Source organism: Proteus sp. fly-1089, from assembly GCF_040138965.1.
Classification (GTDB): Bacteria; Pseudomonadota; Gammaproteobacteria; order Enterobacterales; family Enterobacteriaceae; genus Proteus; species Proteus vulgaris_B.
This window is the reverse complement of the sequence record NZ_JBEETS010000009.1, coordinates 82,054-105,760: the sequence shown is the minus strand read 5'-3', so window position 1 is coordinate 105,760 and position 23,707 is coordinate 82,054. Positions and strand designations below refer to the sequence as shown.

Genomic DNA, 23,707 nt, shown 5'->3' with positions numbered 1-23,707 from the left:
AAATCAATAAAAAACCCCTGCTTATGACTAAACAGGGGCTTTAAAAGTAAAGGAGAAATTATACCGTAAATGGATATTTTATTGCTTCATGACATTGATAGCCTTCAACAGTAAAATCATCTGTTGTTACCCATGTTTCGATATCTTCCAATGTTTTGATTTTTGGATTGATATGCAACGTTGGTAACGGTAAAGGTTCTCTTTTTAACTGCACATCACGCATTAGAGGCAATTGATTTTCATAGATATGTGCATTGATTATCTTATGAAATGCTTTACCCGGTTTATGTCCTGTAATTTGAGCCACCAGCGCTAATAAGACAAAACACTGAATTTGGTTGAAATTTAAACCTAGTGGCACATCACAACTGCGCTGATAAGAGGTTAAATAAAGGGTATCACCAACAAGTGAAAAGGTATGCGTATGCATACAAGGGCGTAAGCAACCTAGTTCAGTTTCACCTGGATTGTAAAACGTGATGATTTCACCACGATCATCGATACCTTTAGTAAGGTTATCGACTACTTTACGCAGTTGATCAAAATGAGAACCATCAGGGCGTTGCCATTGGCGTCCTTGGACACCATAAACACGGCCCATATCGTCTTCACCTTTTCGATGAGGATTATTTAACCATGCATCATTTTCATTCGCATTGGCATTCCATGTATTACAACCAATTTCACGAAATTGTGCTGCATTATCATAGCCACGCAAATACCCTAATAGTTCTGCTATTGCGGCTTTATAAAAACTTTTTCGTGTCGTTATTAACGGAAATTGGTTATTCGCAACATCATATTCCAGATCAGCATTAATCACCGTTAAACAACGGGTTCCTGTCCGTTTATTATCAATCCATTGCCCTTCATCGATAATGCGTTGACACAATGCCAGATACTGCTTCATGTTGTCTCTCTTGTTAATTAGCTAATAATAAAAATTTATCTCACACTATTTGTGAGTTGGTGTTGGGTTTTGTGGTGTTTTTTTATCTTGGCGATAAGCCCATACCATAAAAATAATACCCAACAAAATCATTGGAATTGAGAGTAATTGTCCCATACTCACACCGCTAAATAGCCCTAATTGCGCATCAGGTTGACGGAAGAATTCAACAATAATACGGAATGCACCATAACCTATCAGGAATAGACCCGAAACACTGCCTACTGGACGATTTTTACGCACAAAAATATTAAGAATAATAAATAATACTATCCCTTCTAACAACATTTCATAGAGTTGTGAAGGGTGACGAGGTAAAACCCCATACTCTTGAATAATAGGTAGCAGCGTTGATGGATCTTGAGCAACAAGCTGAAGATCTTCAGAGCGTGAGTTTGGAAATAAGAAGGCCCAAGGCGTATCTAATGTGACGCGCCCCCATAATTCACCATTAATAAAGTTACCAATGCGACCTAAACCTAAGCCAAATGGGATTAAAGGTGCTACAAAATCAGCCACTTGGAAAAATCTACGTTTAGTGCGTTTTGCAAACCAGATCATGGCACAAATCACCCCAATTAAACCACCATGGAACGACATACCGCCATCCCAAACTTTAAAGAGGTAAAGAGGGTCATTTAAAAAGACTGGCAGATTATAGAATAAAACATAACCTAAGCGACCACCGATAAACACACCAACAAAACCGACATAAAGTAATGTTTCAACTTCATTTTTATTCCAACCACTATTCGGTTTTGCGGCTCGTCGATTTGCAAGCCATAAGGCAAAGACAAATCCAACTAAATACATCATACCGTACCAGTGTAATGACACAGGCCCGATAGAAAACATAACGGGATCAATCTCTGGAAATTTAAGGTAGTTTATACTCATTATTCCCTACTTCACTTAATTAATAATTTCTGTGTTTGCTCTTTATAGCCAACACAGAAAAGGCTTATACAAAGGCATGTCAAATACCTCCGCGAATTAATCCACCTAATCCTTGTTTTTCCATAAACTCAGAAGACAATTTTTTGATTTCTGTTGCTGTTTCAGCTTGCAACACTTGTTGCATAAAAGGCTGTAGCACCACAGGATCAAGATGGCGTAATAAGTATTTTACCCTAGGTAAACTACGTCCACTCATGCTTAACTGCCTAAAACCAAGCCCTATTAACAGCAATGCCCCGATAGGTGTTCCTGCCATTTCGCCACAAACACTGATTGGTAACTGGTAATATTGACATTGTGTCGCAATCAAATTCAGTGAACGCAATAATGCAGGATGCAAATTATCATAGAGTGATGCGACATGGGTATTATTACGATCGACTGCAAGCAAGTATTGAGTTAAATCGTTTGTTCCAACAGAAATAAAATCAACCCGATTAGCTAATTGTGACAACATAAATACCAACGAGGGAACTTCAAGCATAATACCTAACGGTGGTGGAGCACATTCACATTTTAACTCTCGACTCACTTCATCACATGCACGTAATAGCAATGTTCTCGCTTCGTCAATTTCATCAATACTTGTCACCATCGGCAACAATATTTTCAAATTTTTAAATTCGAGGTTTGCTTTTAGCATAGCACGAAGCTGAATAAGGAAAATTTCAGGTTGATCGAGTAATATTCTTACTCCTCGCCAACCCAAGCAAGGATTTTCCTCATTAATGGGCATATAAGGAAGTTGTTTATCGGCACCCACATCTAATGCACGTAACACAACGGGTTTATCGGGGAAAAAAGAGAGTATTTCACGGTAGCGGTTTTTTTGTTCATCTTCTGATGGGAAACCGCTTTGTAGCATAAAAGGAATTTCTGTCCGATATAAACCAACACCGTCTATTCCCATGCTAATACGTTGCTCGTATTTAATATTTAATCCTGCATTCAATTGAACGCTAACCGATTCACCATTTTTGAGAACAGCTTGCTGCTCTAGTTGTTCTTCTGCAATCTGACTTAATACGCTCTCTTCATCAATAATCTGTTTATATTCTTGGGCTATAAAAGGCTCTGGTTCAATAAATATCTCGCCACGATAACCATCAAGAATAAGCATGCGATTATGTAAAAGCTCAGGTTGAATATCCGCACCCATAATCGCAGGAATTCCCATTGCTCTAACAAGGATCGCAGAATGTGAGTGTGTTGCACCATCTCGCACAATCACACCTGCAAGTTGTTGTTCAGGTAATTCAGCCAATAAACTTGCGCTTAATTCATCTGCCACCAAAATAAAGCGCTCAGGCCAAATATTGGTTGAACTTACCTCATCATCTAAATGAAATAATAAACGCCGTCCTAATGCTTTTAGATCAGAGGCTCTTTCTCGCATGTAGCCATCTTTCAAGCTAGAAAATTGTGCCGAAACTTTCTCAACAACCACTTTTACAGCCCATTCTGCGACATATCCTTGAGTGATAATCGCTGTCATTTTGTGTTTAAGTTGGGGATCATTAAGTAAATGCGAGTAGAGATCAAAAATGGCAGCACTCTCTTTTTGTGCATTCGCCATAAAACGCTTACTAAAACGGCGACATTCTGCTGTAGCATCTTCTAAAGCCATGGTAAGTCGATTGAGTTCTGCTTTTATATCCAGAGCACTGGCTTTAAATACATTCTCAAGGATAGGTTGCGAGACTTCTTGCCAGCCATACGCCATAACCACGCCCGTAGAAATGGATAATGCTTTAATGCGACTTTGACGATATTGTCCAAAAAGTCCTTTCGTTTGTACTTGCGATAACGTTGCACCTAATTGTGTTGCTAGCGTCACCATAAAAGACTCCTCGCTCTCGTTAAATAAGCGACGCTCTTTTTGTTGAACAACTAAAACACCAAGAAGTTGACGACGATAAACAATAGGCACACCAAGGAAAGCGCGCAGATCGTCTTCTTTTACTTGAGGAAGGTATTTAAAACTAGGGTGCTCACGAATATCCGCAAGATTGATAAGCTCAGAAAGGCGTCCAACTTCACCAACAACGCCTTCATCAAAAGAGAGGCTAACAGCTCGTCCTCTGGGTTTTTTAAGCCCTTTTGTGGCCATTAGATAAAAACAACTACGTTGCTTATCAGCAAGATAAATAGAACACACATCCGTGTGCATTGCCTGACACGTTTCCTTGACTAAGAGTTCAAGCGCTTCTGGAAGTCCTGCTGCCATAGCCACTTTTTCTACAATTTCTCGCAAACGTGTCAGCATAGTGTTATCTAATACCTTTTACGCCGATATCCATACGATGGACGAGGTAAAGACACTTGTTCTTGCAATGGCATGACTACTGGTGCGAACTCTTTCATTACACGACGATAAACATCACGCTTAAAAGAGACGACTTGTCGAACAGGATACCAGTAACTCACCCAACGCCAGCCATCAAATTCTGGCGTTTTGCTTTGTTGAACGTTAATGTCCTTATCATTACTTGTTAACTGCAAAAGGAACCAACGCTGTTTTTGTCCAATACAAACAGGTTTTGTATCCCAACGCACCAAACGTTTCGGTAACTTGTAACGTAACCAGTTACGTGTGGAGGCAAGAATTTTAACATCCTTGCGACTTAACCCAACTTCTTCGAACAACTCTCGGTACATTGCCTGCTCTGGCGATTCTCCAGGATTAATTCCCCCTTGAGGAAACTGCCATGAATGTTGCCCATAGCGACGAGCCCAAAGCACTTGCCCTTGCCGATTACAAATTACAATCCCTACATTCGGGCGGTAGCCATCATCATCGATCACTAGACTACCTCAATAACCAAATTTGAAAGATAACTCATTGTTTCATACTACCCACAAACGGTAAACCTCTATCAACAGACTTTGCACAACGTGTGTATTTATCTACAATGGGAAAGTCTCAACGGGGTGCCTTGTTAGGCTGAGAAAAACCCGTGGAACCTGATCCAGCTAATACTGGCGTAGGGATTTGAGTCAGGATAATGCAATATTTCATGATTTGCGGTCCTCACTCCTCAGATCCTACCTGACTTTTTACTGAGGAACTAAACGTGTTAACTAAATCGCTTCGTTTTACTTTCCTACTGGGTGCACTGGGTGTAATAAGTGCTTTTTCAACACAAGCCCAAGCACAAAAACCGACACTAACTGTTTATACCTATGACTCATTTACCGCAGATTGGGGCCCAGGACCTGCCATTAAAAAAGCATTTGAGCAACAGTGTGATTGTGAATTAAAGCTTGTTGCCCTTTCTGATGGTGTTTCTTTGCTTAATCGATTACGTATGGAAGGTAGCAAAAGTAAAGCTGACATTATTTTAGGTTTAGATAACAATCTGATACACGCGGCTAAAGAAACCGGGCTTTTTGCGCCAAGTAATATCGATACATCAAAACTCGCCTTACCTGAAAAATGGACTGACGATACCTTTGTGCCTTATGATTACGGCTACTTTGCGTTTATTTATGATAAAAACCGTATTGCTAACCCGCCCAAAAGTATGGATGAGCTACTAAATAGCCAAGAAAAGTGGAAAATACTGTATCAAGACCCTCGTACCAGCACACCAGGCTTAGGCTTAATGCTATGGATGCAATCACTTTATCCTGAAAATACCGCCTCTCAATGGAAGAAGTTATCTGAGAAAACCCTTACTGTAACAAAAGGTTGGAGTGAGTCTTATGGCTTATTCTTAAAGGGTGAAGGTGATTTTGTGCTAAGTTATACTTCATCTCCGGGTTATCACATTTTAGCGGATAAAAAAGATAACTATGCGGCAGCTATTTTCTCTGACGGACACTATTTACAAGTCGAGGTTGCTGCAAAACTCAAATCGAGTAAACAACCTGAATTAGCTCAGCAATTTATGCAATTTATGCTAACCCCAGCTTTCCAAGAAACTATTCCCACCACCAATTGGATGTACCCCGTAATAGATATGCCGTTACCCGATGTCTATTCTGTGATGCCTAAACCAGAAAAATCATTGCAATTTGATGCAGATGTTGTCGCTAAAGAGCGTCAAACATGGACGCGTAATTGGCAATCTGCGGTTAGTCGCTAATGGGAAGATGGCTTATCCCGGGGCTATGTGCCTCGGGTTTACTGCTTATTGTGGCTTTATTGTCATTTGGTGCATTATGGTTTAATGCGCCAAGTGGTGAATTATCCTCTATTTTTGCTGATGACTATTTATGGCATGTCGTGCGCTTTGCTTTCTGGCAAGCCTTTTTATCTGCCTTATTTTCAATATTACCTGCCATTTGGCTCGCTAAAGCACTTTATCGACGCCAATTTAAAGGTAGAACACTTTTCTTACGTTTATGTGCCATGAGCCTTGTGTTACCCGTTTTAGTGGCACTTTTTGGTATTTTAACTGTTTATGGAAGAGTCGGTTGGATTGCTCAAATTTGTGAATGGCTGGGGATTAATTACCAATTTACCCCTTATGGTTTACAAGGCATTTTATTGGCACATGTTTTTTTCAATATGCCATTAGCAACCCGAATGCTATTACAAGCTCTCGAAAGTATCTCGCCAGAACAACGCCAATTAGCCTCACAATTAGGCATGAATGGCTGGCAACGTTTTCGCTTTCTAGAATTTCCCTATTTATGGCGACAAATACTTCCCACAGCGTCACTGATTTTTATGCTCTGCTTTGCAAGCTTCGCCACTGTACTAGCGTTAGGTGGAGGCCCAGCGGCAACAACCGTTGAGCTAGCAATTTATCAAGCATTAAGTTATGACTACGATTTGCATAGAGCGGCTCTTTTAGCCCTTATTCAGCTTTTTTGCTGTTTAGGTTTGGTGCTAATTAGTCAAAAACTTAAAGGAACACTCTTTGTCGGAGATAGTCAAAAACAGCATTGGCGTGATCCCAATGATCCCCTCTTTAGCAAAATAACTGATACTCTAATTATTACGCTCGCGATCCTTTTTTTAGTGCCCCCTATTTTAGCGGTGATAACAGATGGTCTTAACAGCGAATTAATACGAGTGATACAACAACCCATACTTTGGCAGGCTTTTACAACATCTCTCATTATAGCGGTTGGTGCGGGTATTGTTTGCGTTGTATTAACAATGATGTTGCTATGGAGTAGCCGAGAACTTCGCCTACGTCACTTTAAAAAAGCGGGGCAGGCTATGGAAATGAGTGGATTGATTATTCTGGCAATGCCGGGCATTGTATTGGCAACAGGCTTTTTCTTGTTATTAAACAATACAACTGGACTCCCTGAATCACCATATATATTAGTGATTTTAACCAACGCATTAATTGCCATTCCTTATGCTTTAAAAGTGCTCGAAAATCCAATGAATGATATTGCTTCACGTTATGGCCTTTTATGCCAATCGCTTAATATTCAGGGTATCAATAGACTTCGTTGGGTAGAGTTACAAGCATTAAGAAAGCCAATTTCACAAGCACTTGCTTTTGCTTGTGTTATTTCTATTGGTGATTTTGGTATTGTTGCTCTATTTGGTAATGAAACATTTAGAACACTTCCTTTCTATCTTTATCAGCAAATTGGGGCTTATCACACGCAAGATGGTGCTGTCACAGCCATGATCTTATTGCTACTTTGCTTCTCTCTTTTTAGCCTAATAGAACGATTGGCAGGAAAATCTCATGATTAAATTAGAGCACCTTGCTTATACCTATGAACACCAACACCTTGTGTTTAATTTAGCGGTAAACACCGGTGAGCGTATCGCCGTATTAGGCCCAAGTGGCGCGGGAAAAAGTACCTTACTCAGTTTAATTGCTGGATTTTTACCTTCAGAAAAAGGAACCCTTTTTCTTAATGGTTGTGATCACACTAAAACCGCACCCGCAAAACGTCCTATCTCTATGTTATTTCAAGATAATAATTTGTTTCCTCATTTAACAGTTAGGCAGAATATTGGCTTGGGATTAGATCCTGGTTTAAAACTCACAGATACACAAAAAGTACTGTTAGAAAACAGAGCCAAGCAAGTTTCTTTAAATGAATATCTTGATCGCTTACCTTCACAATTATCAGGGGGGCAACGCCAACGTGTTGCCATTGCTCGTTGCCTTGTGCGTGAACAACCTATCTTATTGCTCGACGAGCCTTTTTCTGCACTCGACCCCGCTTTACGCATTGAAATGTTGGCTTTGCTAGAACAACTTTGTGAAGAAAAAAAACTAACCTTACTGATGGTTTCACATAGCTTAGAAGATGCTATCAAGATTGCCTCAAGAGCAATTGTGATTGATAACGGAACAATTGTGTATGATGGTAATACACAATCGTTAATAAATGGTGAAGTGGATCAATCACTTATTTTAGGTATTCCCTCTAATTAAACACGACTTAAATTAACTGTATAAATAACCACTACTTTGGCTATAATAAACACATCTTTAGCGAATTTTTTGTGTGTTTTAGGTGCCTATGGTTGACCATACTGAACAAGGTTTTATTCTCACCCGCCACTGGAGCGACACCCCAAAAGGTATTGTCGTCTCCTATTGGTTAGCGACAGAAAATGGACCTCGTAAAGTCACGGTTCCTTTGCAACAAGCTATTGGCTTTGTTGCTCGTCAGCATGAAAATGTTTTACGTTCTCTTGTGAATAAAAACCCTGATATAGAAATTCGCCCTCTCGATTTAAAAGACTTTGAAAGGCAACCTGTTTTTGGCGTCTACTGCAAACAGTACCGACAACTCGTTCAACTAGAACTACAACTCAAAGAGCACCACATACGTCTTTATGAGGCCGATATACGCCCTCATGAACGTTATATGATGGAGCGTTTTATCACCGCACCAATTTGGTTTCGTTATCAACAAAATAATACCGTGACACTAAAACCTGCTCCTGATTATCGTCCTACATTGCGAACAGTATCTTTAGATATTGAAACCAGCGAATTCGGTGAACTTTACTCTATTGGACTTGCGGGTTGTGGCGATAATGTTGTGTTTATGCTGACAGATAATGCCCCAGCAGAAAGTGAACACCTACAGCCTGAAAGCTATCGTTTATGTTATGTCAGTAGCCGTTTACGTCTAATTGAAAAGCTCAATGAATGGATGCAGCATTACGATCCCGATGCCATTATTGGCTGGAATTTAATTCAATTCGATTTACGTATTTTACATACCCATGCTCAGCGTTATGGAGTGAGCTTGTTACTAGGTCGCCAAAACAATCCATTGGAGTGGCGAGAGCATAGCTTTAAAAAAGGACATTTCTTTGCCTCAGCACAAGGTCGCTTAATTATTGACGGTATTGAAGCTCTGAAAATGGCCACATGGAACTTCCCCTCATTTAGCCTAGAGTCAGTCGCGCAAAGTCTATTAGGGGAAGGTAAAGCCATTGATACACCTTATGCCAGAATGGATGAGATTAATCGGCGTTTTAACGAAGATAAGCCTGCGTTAGCCTACTATAACTGGCAAGACTGTGTTTTAGTAAACCGCATTTTTGATGCCACATCTCTTATGGCGTTTTTATTAGAAAGAGCATGTGTCACAGGACTTTCTGTTGATAGAAGTGGAGGCTCCGTAGCCGCGTTTACACACCTTTATCTCCCTTCTATGCATCGCATTGGATATGTTGCCCCTAATCAAGGCGAAAAGCCTGAAGAACATAGCCCCGGTGGCTTTGTTATGGACTCTACTCCCGGTTTATATGATTCAGTCGTTGTGCTTGATTACAAAAGCCTTTATCCCTCAATTATTCGTACTTTTTTAATCGACCCTGTTGGAATGATTGAAGGAACACATCAACCTAATGAAAAACTGTCTATTCCTGGTTTTCGCCAAGCGTGGTTTTCGCGGGAAAAGCACTGTTTACCCACTATTGTGTCGCAAATTTGGCACGAAAGAGATAATGCAAAATTACATAAAAATGCCCCGCTTTCTCAAGCCCTAAAAATTATTATGAATGCTTTTTATGGTGTTTTAGGCTCAGTGGGATGTCGTTTTTTTGATCCTCGTCTGGCGTCTTCAATTACCTTACGTGGCCATGAGATTATGAAAAGAACGCGAGCATTAATTGAAGCTAAAGGTTATCAAGTTATTTATGGTGATACTGACTCTACTTTTGTTTGGCTTAAATCGCCACATACTGAGCAACAAGCACAACAAATTGGGCATCATCTAGTACAAGAGGTTAACCAATGGTGGAAAACTCACCTTTTTGAAACCTATCAACTTGATTGCAAATTAGAGCTAGAGTATGAAACACACTATCGTCGTTTTTTAATGCCAACCGTTCGAGGTATGGAAACAGGCAGTAAAAAGCGTTATGCGGGATTAAGCAATGATAAGATGGTGTTTAAAGGATTAGAAACCGTCAGAACAGATTGGACACCTCTTGCTCAGAAATTTCAACAAGAGCTTTATACTCGTATTTTTCATCAACAACCTTACCAGCAGTTTATTCGTGATTATGTCGCAGATACGCTTGCGGGAAAATATGATGATAGATTAGTGTATCGTAAACGGTTACGTCGAAAATTATCAGAATATCAGCACCACGTTCCCCCTCATGTTAAAGCTGCACGTAAAGCTGACGAATATAATTTATCCCAAAATAGACCTCAACAATATCAGCAAGGCGGTTGGATTAGTTATATAATTACCCTCTTGGGACCTGAACCATTAGAGCACATTACCGCTGCACCTGATTACGAACACTATATCAATAAGCAGTTAATGCCGATTGCAGATGCTATCCTGCCTTTTATACAAGATGATTTTTCAACCTTGTTAAATGGACAATTGACGCTGACATTTTAAGATGTGTCATTTTGCAGGTGACGGTTTGCTTTGCATCTATTAACATAACGCCCCTTTGGTGATAATTAACTTTTCTTGTTTCAAGAACAGGCATTTTTATCCCACAAATTTTAATGACAACACCGCAATACTGCATTCATTAATAATTCCTAAATTATATATTTGAGAGCTGAGTTTATATATATGCCTTTTACTCTTGGTCAACGTTGGATTAGCGATACTGAAAGCGAGCTTGGACTGGGTACTGTTGTGGCAGTTGATGCCCGCATGGTGACCTTACTTTTTCCTGCCTGTGGCGAAAACCGCCTTTACTCCCGTCATGATGCTCCAATAACGCGGGTGATGTTTAATGCGGGAGATACTGTCACCAGTCACGAAGGCTGGAAACTCGCCATCGATAACGTTGTAGAAGATAATGGCCTTCTTATCTATCAAGGTGTACGTTTAGACACCGAAGAGCCTGCGCAATTACGTGAAGTGTTCTTAGATAACAAACTCACTTTTAATAAACCACAAGATCGCCTTTTTGCAGGCCAAATTGATCGTATGGATCGCTTTGCCTTACGCTATCGCGCACGTAAATTCTTAAGCGAACAATTTAAACAAGCACAAAGTGGCTTACGTGGCATTCGTGCAAGCCTGATCCCTCATCAGCTTTACATTGCCAATGAAGTGGGTAAACGTCATAACCCTCGCGTTTTATTAGCGGATGAAGTGGGTCTGGGTAAAACCATTGAAGCGGGTATGATTATCCACCAACAGTTAATGGATGGTCGGGCTGAGCGTGTGTTAATTATCGTGCCTGAAAGCTTACAACATCAGTGGTTAGTTGAAATGTTACGCCGTTTCAATCTGCGTTTTTCACTGTTTGATGATAGCCGTTATAGCGAATCCTTGTTAGATAGCGATAACCCATTTGAAACAGAACAAATGATCATCTGCTCTTTAGATTTTGTGCGTAAAAATAAGCAACGTTTTGAACATCTCGTTGAAGCAACATGGGATATGCTGGTTGTCGATGAAGCTCATCACCTTGTGTGGAGTGAAGACGCACCAAGCCGTGAATATCAAGTAATTGAAGAGTTGGCTGAATCTATTCCTTCAGTGTTGCTATTAACCGCAACACCTGAGCAATTAGGTCAAGAAAGCCACTTCGCTCGTTTACGTCTGCTTGATCCAAGTCGTTTCCATGACTATAACGAATTTATCAATGAGCAACAAAAATACCGTCCTGTTGCCGATGCTGTCACTATTTTGCTATCAGAAGATGATTTAAATACCGAACAACAAAATATCATCAGTGAAATGATTAGTGAGCAAGATGTTGAACCATTGCTGAAAGCGGCAAATACCAAAGGCGAAGAACGCACTAAGTCTCGCCAAGAACTTGTTCATATGTTAATGGACAGACACGGAACGGGGCGCCTGTTATTCCGTAATACACGCTCTGGTGTGAAAGGTTTCCCTAATCGCTTACTTCGTGCGATTAAAATGCCACTGCCAACACAATATCAAACAGCGATTAAAGTTGCCGAAATTATGGCAGCGAAAAAGAGCCTCGAAGTTCGTGCAAAAGAGATGCTCTACCCTGAACGAATTTACCAAGAATTCGAAGGTGAAAACGCAACATGGTGGAACTTTGATCCTCGTGTTGAATGGTTACTTGGTTTCTTAACTGCAAATCGCAATGAAAAAGTTCTGGTTATTTGTGCGCAAGCGGCAACTGCATTGCAACTAGAGCAAGTTTTACGCGAACGCGAAGCTATTCGTGCGGCAGTCTTCCATGAAGGAATGTCTTTACTTGAACGCGATCGCGCTGCAGCTTATTTTGCGTCTGAAGAAGAAGGCGCACAGGTTCTATTATGTTCTGAAATCGGCTCAGAAGGACGTAACTTCCAGTTTGCAAATCAACTGGTCATGTTTGATCTGCCATTTAATCCTGATTTATTAGAACAACGTATTGGTCGTCTTGATCGTATTGGCCAAAATCGTGATATTGATATCAGCATTCCTTATCTGGAAGGTACAGCTCAATCTGTATTGTTACGTTGGTACCATGAGGGATTAGATGCATTTGAACATACTTGCCCAACTGGCCGTACTATTTACGACAGTAAATATGATGCGTTAGTTAATTATCTTGCTCAACCCAATGAGTTAGCTGACTTTGATGAGTTTATTGCGGCTTGTCGTAAACAGCATGATGAAATGAAACTTAAACTTGAGCAAGGCCGTGACCGCCTATTAGAAATGCACTCTAATGGTGGTGAAGTGGGCGTTGAATTGGCGGGTGAAATTGCGGCTCAAGATAATGATCCTGAATTAGTTAACTTTGCGTTGAATTTATTTGATATCGTTGGTATTAACCAAGAAGATCGTAGTGACAGCTTAATTATTTTAACGCCGTCTGATCATATGCTAGTGCCTGATTTCCCGGGCTTACCACAAGATGGTTGCACTATCACATTTGATAGAGAGCAAGCGCTATCTCGTGAAGATACCCAATTTATCAGTTGGGAACACCCCATTATCCGTAATGGCTTAGATTTGATCCTATCAGGCGATACTGGTAGCTGTGCAGTGTCTTTATTAAAAAATAAAGCATTACCAGTAGGAACGCTATTAGTTGAACTGATTTATGTCGTAGAAGCACAAGCGCCTAAACATCTTCACTTAAGTCGTTTCTTACCTGCAACACCAGTTCGCTTATTACTTGATCTAAAAGGTAATAACCTAGCCTCTCAAGTTGAGTTTGAAAGTTTTAACCGCCAATTAAATGCGGTTAACCGTCATACTTCTAGCAAACTAGTCAATGCGGTACAAAGCGAAGTACACCATGTACTCAAAGCCTCTGAACCATTAATGGAAGTCGAAGCGAAAGGGCTTATTCAAAAAGCGAAAGAAGAAGCTGATCGCGTATTAACACATGAATTATCACGCCTAGAGGCTTTACGCGCTGTAAATCCAAATATTCGTGATGATGAAGTTGAAGCGATTGAAAATGAGCGTACTCATATTCTTAATCATTTAGATGAAGCAAATTGGCGCTTAGATTCAATACGTTTAATTGTTGTTACCCACCAATAATTACCATTAAAGCGGGGAGTCTTTTGCTCCCCGTTGTTTTGATGAGATATCCACCATGATGGAAGTTTATAACCCGCCGACTGATCCTTGGTTACATATTTTATATCAAGATGAGCATATTATTGCCGTCAATAAACCCAGTGGATTACTATCTGTGCCGGGCAAAGCGCCAGAGCATAACGACAGTATTATGTCGCGCATTAAAGCTGATTTTCCTAATGCCGAATGTGTGCATCGTTTAGATATGGCAACCAGTGGCGTCATTGTTGTTGCACTAAATAAAGATGCTGAGCGTGAGCTAAAACGTCAATTTCGTGAACGTGAACCGAAAAAAACCTATATTGCTCGCGTATGGGGGCATATCGAAAAAGAAGAAGGATTGGTTGATTTACCATTAATTTGTGATTGGCCAAATCGACCAAAACAAAAAGTCTGTCATGAAACGGGAAAAGCAGCGCAAACTTTTTATGAGGTGCTGGAGTATGAAGAGAATGCGACAAGAGTCAAACTCTCGCCAATTACGGGGCGTTCACATCAATTGCGGGTACACATGTTAGCGTTGGGGCATCCTATTTTAGGGGATCGCTTTTATGCACATCCGCAGGCAAGAGCGATGGCTCCTCGCCTGCAGTTACATGCTCAGGAATTATTTATTACGCATCCTGCTTTTCGATCCCCGATACATTTTGAATGCCTTGCCGATTTTTAATGTCTTATGACACTAAAACAGTCACTGAACTCAATGAAGCAAGGAGCAGGCAAAGCGCTAATCCCATAACCCCAACAAGAACACGGACGTTTGACATGGATATAGTTCCTTTTTTAAGAGAAGAGAGAATGAAATAATTAAATTTCACTTATATTTTACCGTGATAAATAATAAACTCAACTCAACCTAAGTTATCTCTATCACGGAATAATTCTCTCTTTTCTCATCTTCTTTTACAAGATGTTAACGAAATCCTTTTTCTTTTTTAATCAAATCGTAAGCAACTTGTATGGACTGTGCTTTTTGTTTTGCAATTTCCATCATTTCTGGTGGCAAACCTTTTGCTACCAGTTTATCTGGATGATGTTCTCCCATTAATTTTCTATAAGCTCTTTTTATGGTTTTAACATCATCGCTCTCCTTAACACCAAGTACCTTACATGCGTCAGAGAGTGTTGGCCCTTGAGGTTGAGGCTGATATCCTTGCCTATTTTGATAATGGAAATTTTGGCCAGCCTGCATCATTGCTAATATATGTTCAAAATGCGCACGCGAAAAACCCAGCTCATCAATAATAATAAACAGCATTTTTCTTTCATTCGGATGCAATTGGCCATCGGCAAAAGCCGCTTGTAACTGAATTTCCAGAAACATCTGAAGTAGGTCACGACGGCCAGCACAAATTTGTCGAACACGTTGCAAGGTAGCTCTTAAGGGAAAATCTGGTGATTTGCCTTCTCTAAATGCTTGCTGAGCAGCTTGACGCCCTACTCCGTGTAAATTCATCCTATCCATCAATTCACTTGCAAGTGAGATATCCGTTTGAGTGACTCGCCCTTTTGATTTTGTTAGGTGTCCTAAAACTTGAAAAGTCGCAGCAAAGAAAAAAGCTTGTCTATCACGAGTATAGCGCCCACCACTTCCTAATTTACCTCGTTGCATGTCATAGAGGTGTCCAAGAAAAACACCAATAACAATACCCCAGAAGCCTACCCCCGCAAAACTACCGATGATAAGGCCTAATAATTTTCCCCAATAGCGCATAGACTCCTCAAATCTTCAATGCTCTGCCTGCAATTTTGCATTATCATACTATTCATTTGCTTGCACACCTAACACCAAGCGACGTCTAAATAGACTTTTTCTTAAAATGAAGAGATTTACTGTTTCTCTTTGGACAGAGGTAATGCTGTTTTCGTTTAAATTGTGTTAAAGTAAAATGAGTGACCAAACGAATAACTTTAGCGTTATTAGACCGCACGAAATACCGCATCAGCGCGGTGTTTTTTTGTTTCTAATAAGGCTATAACCCTATTTCAACACAGAAACATCGAAAAAATGAGGTTTACGCCTATTTTTCGGTTACCGTTAGAACAATGTTCAGAACGTTGGGCTGGTGTCGCATAACTCCCTGCGTTAGTTTCTGGCTGTTTATCAGCATGAAGCCACTGATGACGGAAGCACATAAATACTTATGAAAAAAAGTTATCCCACACTGCTGGCCACCTTAGTTTGGGCCACAATATACGGTCAGCCTGCTTATGCTGATCTTGCCTCCCAATGTTTACTGGGAGTCCCCGTTTATAACAAACCATTAGTACAGGGCGATCCTAATAACTTGCCTGTCACTATCACTGCAAATGATATGCAAGGTGAATATCCTCGCATGATCAAATATAAAGGTGATGTTGATATTAAACAGGGAAACCAAACCTTAAGTGCAGACAGTGTTGAACTGACACAAACTGAGGGAGAGACGCCATTAAGAATGGTGACCGCGACAGGAAATGTCTCTTATGATGATCCTCAAATTATCTTAAAAGGCCCTCGTGCTTGGTCTAATCTTAATAATAAAGATACGGATATTGAGCAAGGTGATTACCAGATGGTTGGCCGCCAAGGCCGTGGTTATGCCGACAAGATGCAAATGCGTGGCGAGAACCGCTATACCATTATGGATAAAGGGATGTTCACTTCTTGTTTACCTGGCGATGATAGCTGGAGCGTTGTCGGCTCTGAGGTTATTTTAGACCGTGAAGAACAAGTTGCTGAAATTTGGAATGCACGTTTTCGTGTTGCTAATGTCCCTATTTTTTACAGCCCTTATCTTCAATTACCTATCGGTGATAAACGTCGTTCTGGTTTCTTAATTCCAAACGGAAGCTATTCTCGTAGTTCCGGATTTGATTTCCAACTCCCTTACTATTGGAATATCGCCCCTAATTATGATGCCACTATTACAACTAATTATATTAGCCGTCGTGGTTTAAAATTAGATAACGAATTTCGTTATTTAACAACGCCGGGACGCGGTACCATCGCTGTAGATTGGATTAATCACGATAGCCAATACAATAAAGACAAAGAAGAAAATAAAGCAGGCTATCTTCCTCGTGATACCGCCACACGTTGGTTATTCTACTGGGGCCATAGTGGTGTCATGAATAATGTGTGGCGATTCAATGCCGACTACACAAAAGTGAGTGATAATAAATATTTTACCGACTTTACCTCACAATATGGTAATACCACCGATGGTTATGCCACTCAAAAATTTAGTACGGGTTATGCACAACAAAACTGGAATGCCACATTAACCACTAAACAGTTCCAAATTTTCTCTGATAATAAAGATGCAAGAGCTTATCGTGCCGAGCCACAACTTGATCTGAATTATTATAAGAATGATGTCGGGCCATTTGATTTCCGAACTTATGCTCAGTTTGTACGTTTTACCAGCGTGGGTGAGAATACACCTGAAGCAAATCGTTTCCATATTGAGCCAACGATTTCACTCCCTGCATCTACGGGTTGGGCAAGCTTTAATAATGAACTGAAAGTAATGGCAACTCATTACGATCAGGACATTCCAGATGCTTATAAGAAAAGATATCCTAACCAATTAGATGACAGTGTTAATCGGGTATTACCACAGTTTAAATCTGATATGAAAGTGGTTTTCGAGCGTCAATATCAGACTAATGACATTACACAAACCCTTGAGCCACGAGTACAATATCTTTATGTCCCTTATAAAGATCAGTCTAATATCAATAACTTTGACTCCGCGTTATTACAGTCAAACTATGGCGGGCTTTTCCGCGATAGAATGTATGGTGGTTTAGACCGCATTGCTTCTGCAAACCAATTAACAACCGGTGTAACTTCGCGTTTTTATGATAGCGAATTGGTTGAACGTTTTAACGTTTCTGTAGGTCAAATCTACTTCTTTGAGCGCCCAAGAACAGGACCTTCTTCTACTGGTAACGAAATCATTAATAGTAAAGATGAAACAGGTTCAATGGTCTGGGCGGGTGATGCCTACTGGCGGGTCACTGATACTGTGGGTATGCGTGGTGGTTTACAATATGACCGTCGTTTAGGTAGCGTATCAATGGGTGATGCGATTATGGAATATCGCGCCGATAGCGATCATCTTCTACAGTTGAGTTATCGCTATGTTGATCGTGATTATATTCAAGCAACGCGTGTTCGCCCTTACGATGGTGGTATTAATAAACTTCCTGAATACCAAAAAGGTATTTCTCAAGTCGGTGTTGTAGGAAGTTGGCCATTAGCAGAACGCTGGGGTCTTGTGGGTGCTTATTACTTTGATACTAAAGAATCTGAACCTGTTAGCCAGATGGTTGGTGTGCAATATAATACCTGTTGCTGGGCTGTGAACGTCGGTTATGAACGAAAAATTGTTGGCTGGAAAGTTGACCACAGTGATATTGACAATAAATGGTCAATCAACGTGGAACTCAGAGGCCTAAGTAACAATCATAGTTTGGGTAGCCAGAAAATGCTTGAACGCGGTATCTTACCTTATCAAAGAGCATTCTGATTTAATCAGACTACGGAATTGGCTGAATAAATATGTCATCCCGCAACAAGATGCGGAAAACACATAATGGGAAACTTATGAAAAATTGGAAAACGCTGTTTATCGGCTTAATGATCACGGTCGGTGCAGCTACCAGCTCAACAACGTTTGCTGCACAAGAATTAAACCGTGTATCGGCTATCGTCAATAACGGTGTCGTTCTAGAAAGTGACGTCAATAGAATGCTACAGACTGTCAAAATGAACGCAAAAAGTGCGGGTCAGGAAATGCCTGATGAGCAAGTTCTTCGCCAACAAATCCTAGAGCGTTTGGTGATGGATAACATCATTTTGCAAATGGCACAGCAAATGCAAATTGATATTCCTGATGCAGCAGTAGAATCTACCATTCAAGGTATTGCCGCTGAAAATAAAATTTCACTTGATCAAATGAAAAAACGCCTCTTAGCTGATGGCATTTCTTACAACGAATATCGCCAAGATATTCGCAAAGAAATGATGCTGGCAGAAGTACGTAACAATGAAGTTCGTCGCCGTATTACAATTTTGCCTCAAGAAGTTGATTCTCTTGCTAAGCAAATTGAAAGCCAAGCAAGCCAAAGTGTTGATCTGAATTTAAGCCATATTTTAATTCCATTATCAGAAAACCCAGCTCCAGCAGAAATGGAAAAAGCAAAACAAGTCATTACTCGCATAATGAATCAACTTAAAAATGGTGCTGATTTTGGTAAATTAGCAGCAACTTATTCGGCTGATCCACAAGCTTTAAATGGCGGTAATATGGGTTGGGCATCTATTGATGAACTACCAACACTGTTTGCAAAAGAATTAGCTAATGCACAGAAAGGGCAAATTGTAGGGCCTCTTCACTCTGGTGTCGGCTTACACATCATTAAAGTAAACGATATTCGTGGTGGCTCAAATACACTCTCTGTCACCGAAGTTAAAAGTCGTCATATTCTGCTGAAAAGCTCTCCAATCATGAATGATGAGCAAGCCTATGCCAAATTACAGCAAATTTCTGCCGATATTCGCAGTGGCAAAATAAGCTTTGCTGATGCAGCAAAAGAATACTCTGAAGATCCAGGTTCAGCATTACGTGGTGGTGAGTTAGGATGGTCAATGCCTGACGTTTACGATCCAGCATTCCGCGATGCGTTAATGCGCTTAAATAAAAATGAATTAAGCCAACCTGTTCGTTCAAATTTTGGCTGGCATTTAATTGAATTAGAAGACACACGTAGTGTTGATAAAACAGATGCAGCTAATAAAGAACAAGCATACCGTTTACTCTTTAATCGTAAGTTTAATGAAGAAGTACAAAACTGGATGCAAGAGCTACGAGTAGGGGCTTATGTGAAAATAATGAACGAGAATAATGCAAACTAAGCAAATAAAACCACTTGTTATCACCCCCGGCGAACCAGCCGGGGTTGGTCCTGACCTGATTATCTCATTAGCACAAATGAATTGGGATTTACCTTGGGTTGTTTGTGCTGATCCTCAGTTACTTAAAACAAGAGCAGAATTACTAAACCTGCCTGTTTCATTAGTTGAATACGATCCTGCCACACCACCTCAAGCACACACTCCAAGCCAAATTTGTGTACTCCCTATTGCACTTCATACCAATGTTATTCCAAGTACATTAGATGCACGCAATGGGTTATACGTTGTAGAAACATTAGCTCGTGCTTGTGATGGCTGTCTTAATGGCGAATTCTCTGCATTAGTAACTGGCCCCGTTCATAAAGGAATTATTAATGATGCGGGTGTACATTTCACAGGACACACCGAGTTTTTTGCCGATCGTAGTCACTGTGAACGTGTGGTCATGATGTTAGCAACAGACACATTAAGAGTCGCGCTAGCAACCACACATTTGCCTCTACGAGATGTCGCCGATGCAATTACAGGTGAACTACTGCATGAAATTATCACCATTTTAAATCATGATTTAAAAACTAAATTTGGCATAGCAGAACCTCAAATTTATGTTTGTGGCCTTAATCCTCATGCCGGGGAAAGTGGCCATATGGGGCGTGAAGAAATTGATATTATTGAGCCTGCATTAACACAATTACGTCAGCAAGGCATTAGCCTCCATGGGCCTTATCCTGCTGATACCCTTTTTCAGCCTAAATATTTAACGCATGCTGATGCTGTACTAGCGATGTATCACGATCAGGGATTACCTGTGCTAAAATATGAAGGTTTCGGTCGTGCAGTGAATATAACACTCGGTCTTCCCTTTATTCGTACCTCTGTTGATCATGGCACAGCCCTTGAGCTAGCAGGTACAAAAAGCGCAGATGCTGGCAGTTTTTGCACCGCATTAAATTTAGCCATTAATATGATACAAAATTGTAATGAATAATAGAGTCCATCAGGGGCACTTTGCCCGCAAACGCTTCGGGCAGAACTTTTTAACAGACAGCTATATTATTGAAAGTATTGTTGAATCTATTTATCCACAACCCGGTGAGGCCATTGTTGAAATTGGTCCCGGTTTAGGCGCTATCACAGAACCCGTTGGCGCGAGAATGGATAAAATGACAGTAGTTGAAATCGACCGTGATTTAGCTGCTCGTTTAGAAGTTCATCCTACATTAAAAGACAAGCTGACCATTATTCAGCAAGATGCAATGACAATTGATTTTGCACAATTAGCAAAAGAACGTCAGCAGCCTCTGCGTGTCTTTGGTAACTTGCCTTATAATATTTCCACTCCACTTATGTTCCACCTTTTCAGTTTTGCTGATGCTATTTCTGATATGACCTTTATGTTGCAAAAAGAAGTGGTTAATCGCCTTGTTGCTGGTCACGGTAGCAAAACTTATGGACGCTTAAGTGTGATGGCGCAATATTATTGCCAAATCATTCCTGTACTTGAAGTTCCACCTACTTCATTTAAACCAGCACCAAAAGTGGATTCAGCCGTTGTTCGCTTGATCCCTTACAAAGAAAAGCCATATCCAGTTACGGATATTGCAATGCTAAGCCGTATTACCGCTCAAGCATTTAACCAACGACGCAAAACATTGCGTAACAGTTTAGGTGGATTGCTAACAGCAGAAGATATGGTTGCTCTGGGGATCGACCCGACTGCTCGCGCAGAAAATATTTCTGTTGAGCAATACTGTAAAGTGGCAAACTGGTTATCACAAAAGCAAGATACTCAAGCATAAGATAAAGCCAGAGACAGGAGGCATTATGTTCACCTCATCAAAAGTGGCGATACAAGTACAAAGTGTTTACATCGAAAGCCAATCATCTCCTGAAGATGAACGCTATGTATTCGCTTATACGGTATCAATTCATAATTTGAATAAATGTGCAATTCGCCTCCTGCGCCGTTACTGGTTAATTACCAATGCACAAGGTAATACGACAGAAGTTCGAGGTGAAGGTGTTGTCGGTGAACAACCACTGATTGAACCCGGTACGCATTACAGCTATACCAGTGGTGCCGTTCTTGAAACACCGATGGGAACAATGGAAGGCCATTATGAAATGATTGATACTGACGGTCGATTATTTCAAATAGAGATCCCTGTTTTCCGCCTTGCACTTCCAACATTGATAAATTAATTATGGCAACTTATTTAATTGGTGATATTCATGGCTGTTACCATGAACTGCGCCACCTTCTTGATAAAGTGAGTTTTGATCCTACACAGGACACATTATGGTTAACGGGTGATCTTGTTGCACGGGGACCAGACTCACTTGAAGTGCTACGTTTTGTAAAAAGCTTAGGCTCTTCTCTAAAACTTGTTTTGGGTAATCATGACCTTCATCTATTAGGTGTATTTGCAAAAATTAGCCGAAATAAACCAAGAGATAAACTTAATGAATTACTCAATGCCCCAGATGTCGATGAATTAATTAATTGGTTAAGACGCCAACCTGTGCTTCAAGTTGATGAAGAAAAGAAAATTATTATGGCGCATGCAGGGATCACACCACAGTGGGATTTAGAAACTGCAAAAATGTGTGCCCGTGAAGTCGAAGCCATTTTAAGTAGTGATAGCTATCCTTTATTTATTAATTCAATGTATGGCGATCTACCCAATAATTGGTCACCAGAACTTACTGGTTTAGCACGATTACGCTTTAGTACCAATGCATTCACTCGAATGCGCTACTGTTTTCCTAATGGTCAATTGGATATGATTTGTAAAGACAAGCCATTAGAAGCCCCTGCACCATTAAAACCTTGGTTTGATTTACCAAGTCAACTTCCGGAAGATTATAGCATTATTTTTGGCCATTGGGCCTCTCTTGAAGGAAAAGGCACTCCTGATAATGTATATGCTCTTGATACTGGGTGTTGCTGGGGAGGAAACCTCACTTGCTTGCGCTGGGAAGATAAACAATATTTCACTCAGGCTAGCCTATCTGCACCAAAGTAACTCTCGTCATTATCTTCATTTCAAGCGCAAAAAGTAAAAAGCTCAATTTTGCGCTTTACTCATTCCACCCTACTTATTTTTACCTAATTTGTTTTTTTGATACTAAAAAGAACATTTCTTATATAAAAACGAACACCAAAAAAAACAATAAAAATTACCACCTATAAATCAATACCTTATTTTTTTTCGATACGAAATAAGCAGAAAAAACCACAATATTGAGAATAAAAAATCTATATATTGATTAATATCTCATATATTATTCTTATAAAATGAGTTTATTAAAATATAAATAATGAACATGTTTAAATAATAAGTTTTATAAATAAAATTCTTAGTTGGTATAATAAATCTTATTTTTTATTATTCTTATATTAATAATATAGGAATAATAAAAAGGGAGATATTTAATCTCCCTTTTTATTTAATTCTTGTTATTTTCTTCTTTTTAATATTTCGAAGCAGTAGTTATGAGAGTTGTTTTCATCAGCTTCATGATATTCCATAAAGGTAGAGTCCCATTCATCAGGCTCATAATCAGGGAATGTGGTATCACCAATTACTTCAGCATCGATGTGTGTTAGATAGAGTGTATTAGCCATAGGTAAAAATTGCTCATACACTTTACCACCACCGATAACCATAATTTCATCATGATTTTCAGCAGCTTGCAAAGCTTCTTCTACAGACTTCACCCAAACAACTTCACTATCTGTTCCTGGTTGGCTACTTAACACAATATTGAGGCGATTCGGTAGAGGGCGTCCAATAGATTCATAAGTCACCCGGCCCATAATAACGGGTTTATTTAGCGTATTCTTTTTGAACCATGCGAGGTCACCTGGTAATGTCCAAGGCATTGCCTTTTCCATACCAATAATGCGATCCATCGCTAATGCTGCGATTAAACTAATATTCATTTACACACCTACGGGTAAA

General features: G+C 40.1%; 19 protein-coding genes and 1 riboswitch. Of the genes, 12 read left to right on the top strand and 7 right to left on the bottom strand.

What is annotated here, in order from left to right; genetic code table 11:
- Positions 1–58 precede the first annotated feature (58 nt).
- From ABN080_RS16765 to rppH, 4 genes are all read right to left on the bottom strand, one after another.
- On the bottom strand, positions 59–910 hold the full coding sequence (locus ABN080_RS16765) for a thymidylate synthase (RefSeq protein WP_196554712.1): 852 nt from the start codon (positions 908–910) through the stop codon (positions 59–61).
- Between the two features lie 45 nt (positions 911–955).
- Positions 956–1,846, bottom strand: a complete 891-nt coding sequence (gene lgt, locus ABN080_RS16760) for a prolipoprotein diacylglyceryl transferase (protein ID WP_197269912.1) — start codon at positions 1,844–1,846, stop codon at positions 956–958.
- A 79-nt stretch (positions 1,847–1,925) separates the two neighbouring features.
- Complete coding sequence (gene ptsP / locus ABN080_RS16755) at positions 1,926–4,172, bottom strand: phosphoenolpyruvate--protein phosphotransferase (RefSeq protein WP_349441569.1); 2,247 nt, start codon at positions 4,170–4,172, stop codon at positions 1,926–1,928.
- 8 nt (positions 4,173–4,180) lie between these two features.
- Complete coding sequence (gene rppH, locus ABN080_RS16750) at positions 4,181–4,711, bottom strand: RNA pyrophosphohydrolase (RefSeq protein ID WP_036934096.1); 531 nt, start codon at positions 4,709–4,711, stop codon at positions 4,181–4,183.
- A 112-nt stretch (positions 4,712–4,823) separates the two neighbouring features.
- Positions 4,824–4,915: riboswitch (TPP riboswitch) on the top strand.
- A 65-nt stretch (positions 4,916–4,980) separates the two neighbouring features.
- On the opposite strand from rppH, the gene thiB reads away from it, so the two are divergent.
- From thiB to rluA, 6 genes are all read left to right on the top strand, one after another.
- Entirely contained in the window at positions 4,981–5,994 is a 1,014-nt protein-coding gene (thiB, locus tag ABN080_RS16745) for a thiamine ABC transporter substrate binding subunit (protein WP_349441568.1), read from the top strand.
- The gene (gene thiP / locus ABN080_RS16740; protein WP_349441567.1) at positions 5,994–7,574 is read left to right on the top strand and encodes a thiamine/thiamine pyrophosphate ABC transporter permease ThiP; all 1,581 of its coding nucleotides are present in this window, start codon (positions 5,994–5,996) and stop codon (positions 7,572–7,574) included. Before thiB ends, thiP begins: the two co-directional genes overlap by 1 nt.
- The gene (thiQ, locus tag ABN080_RS16735) at positions 7,567–8,268 is read left to right on the top strand and encodes a thiamine ABC transporter ATP-binding protein ThiQ (RefSeq protein ID WP_349441566.1); all 702 of its coding nucleotides are present in this window, start codon (positions 7,567–7,569) and stop codon (positions 8,266–8,268) included. Before thiP ends, thiQ begins: the two co-directional genes overlap by 8 nt.
- Before the next feature lie 88 nt (positions 8,269–8,356).
- On the top strand, positions 8,357–10,711 hold the full coding sequence (locus tag ABN080_RS16730; RefSeq protein WP_349441565.1) for a DNA polymerase II: 2,355 nt from the start codon (positions 8,357–8,359) through the stop codon (positions 10,709–10,711).
- Positions 10,712–10,894: 183 nt separating this feature from the next.
- Positions 10,895–13,798: an RNA polymerase-associated protein RapA gene (gene rapA / locus ABN080_RS16725; RefSeq protein WP_196554718.1), complete on the top strand. Its 2,904-nt coding sequence runs from the start codon at positions 10,895–10,897 to the stop codon at positions 13,796–13,798.
- A gap of 55 nt (positions 13,799–13,853) precedes the next feature.
- Entirely contained in the window at positions 13,854–14,507 is a 654-nt protein-coding gene (gene rluA / locus ABN080_RS16720) for a bifunctional tRNA pseudouridine(32) synthase/23S rRNA pseudouridine(746) synthase RluA (protein ID WP_164526714.1), read from the top strand.
- Positions 14,508–14,750: 243 nt separating this feature from the next.
- On the opposite strand, the gene djlA is transcribed toward rluA, so the two are convergent.
- A complete protein-coding gene (gene djlA, locus ABN080_RS16715) occupies positions 14,751–15,551 on the bottom strand; it encodes a co-chaperone DjlA (RefSeq protein WP_196554719.1) in 801 nt (266 codons plus the stop codon).
- 272 nt (positions 15,552–15,823) lie between these two features.
- A complete protein-coding gene (locus tag ABN080_RS16710) occupies positions 15,824–15,973 on the bottom strand; it encodes a hypothetical protein (protein WP_176694725.1) in 150 nt (49 codons plus the stop codon).
- Positions 15,974–15,981: 8 nt separating this feature from the next.
- On the opposite strand from ABN080_RS16710, the gene lptD reads away from it, so the two are divergent.
- The 6 genes from lptD to apaH are packed head-to-tail and all read left to right on the top strand — an operon-like array spanning position 15,982 to position 22,768.
- The gene (lptD, locus tag ABN080_RS16705; protein WP_349441564.1) at positions 15,982–18,354 is read left to right on the top strand and encodes an LPS assembly protein LptD; all 2,373 of its coding nucleotides are present in this window, start codon (positions 15,982–15,984) and stop codon (positions 18,352–18,354) included.
- A 50-nt stretch (positions 18,355–18,404) separates the two neighbouring features.
- Positions 18,405–19,742, top strand: a complete 1,338-nt coding sequence (gene surA / locus ABN080_RS16700) for a peptidylprolyl isomerase SurA (RefSeq protein WP_072070045.1) — start codon at positions 18,405–18,407, stop codon at positions 19,740–19,742.
- On the top strand, positions 19,732–20,730 hold the full coding sequence (gene pdxA / locus ABN080_RS16695) for a 4-hydroxythreonine-4-phosphate dehydrogenase PdxA (protein WP_349441563.1): 999 nt from the start codon (positions 19,732–19,734) through the stop codon (positions 20,728–20,730). The genes surA and pdxA overlap by 11 nt, the downstream gene beginning before the upstream one ends.
- Entirely contained in the window at positions 20,723–21,541 is an 819-nt protein-coding gene (rsmA, locus tag ABN080_RS16690; RefSeq protein WP_115350151.1) for a 16S rRNA (adenine(1518)-N(6)/adenine(1519)-N(6))-dimethyltransferase RsmA, read from the top strand. Before pdxA ends, rsmA begins: the two co-directional genes overlap by 8 nt.
- A 25-nt stretch (positions 21,542–21,566) precedes the next feature.
- Positions 21,567–21,944 carry a Co2+/Mg2+ efflux facilitator ApaG/CorD gene (apaG, locus tag ABN080_RS16685; protein WP_109409103.1) on the top strand — a complete coding sequence of 126 codons (378 nt, stop codon included), beginning with the start codon at positions 21,567–21,569 and terminating at the stop codon, positions 21,942–21,944.
- 2 nt (positions 21,945–21,946) lie between these two features.
- Positions 21,947–22,768 carry a bis(5'-nucleosyl)-tetraphosphatase (symmetrical) ApaH gene (gene apaH, locus ABN080_RS16680; protein WP_349441562.1) on the top strand — a complete coding sequence of 274 codons (822 nt, stop codon included), beginning with the start codon at positions 21,947–21,949 and terminating at the stop codon, positions 22,766–22,768.
- Positions 22,769–23,202: 434 nt separating this feature from the next.
- Here apaH and folA read toward each other — a convergent pair whose 3' ends face one another.
- Complete coding sequence (gene folA, locus ABN080_RS16675) at positions 23,203–23,688, bottom strand: type 3 dihydrofolate reductase (RefSeq protein ID WP_006535980.1); 486 nt, start codon at positions 23,686–23,688, stop codon at positions 23,203–23,205.
- Between the last annotated feature and the right edge of the window lie 19 nt (positions 23,689–23,707).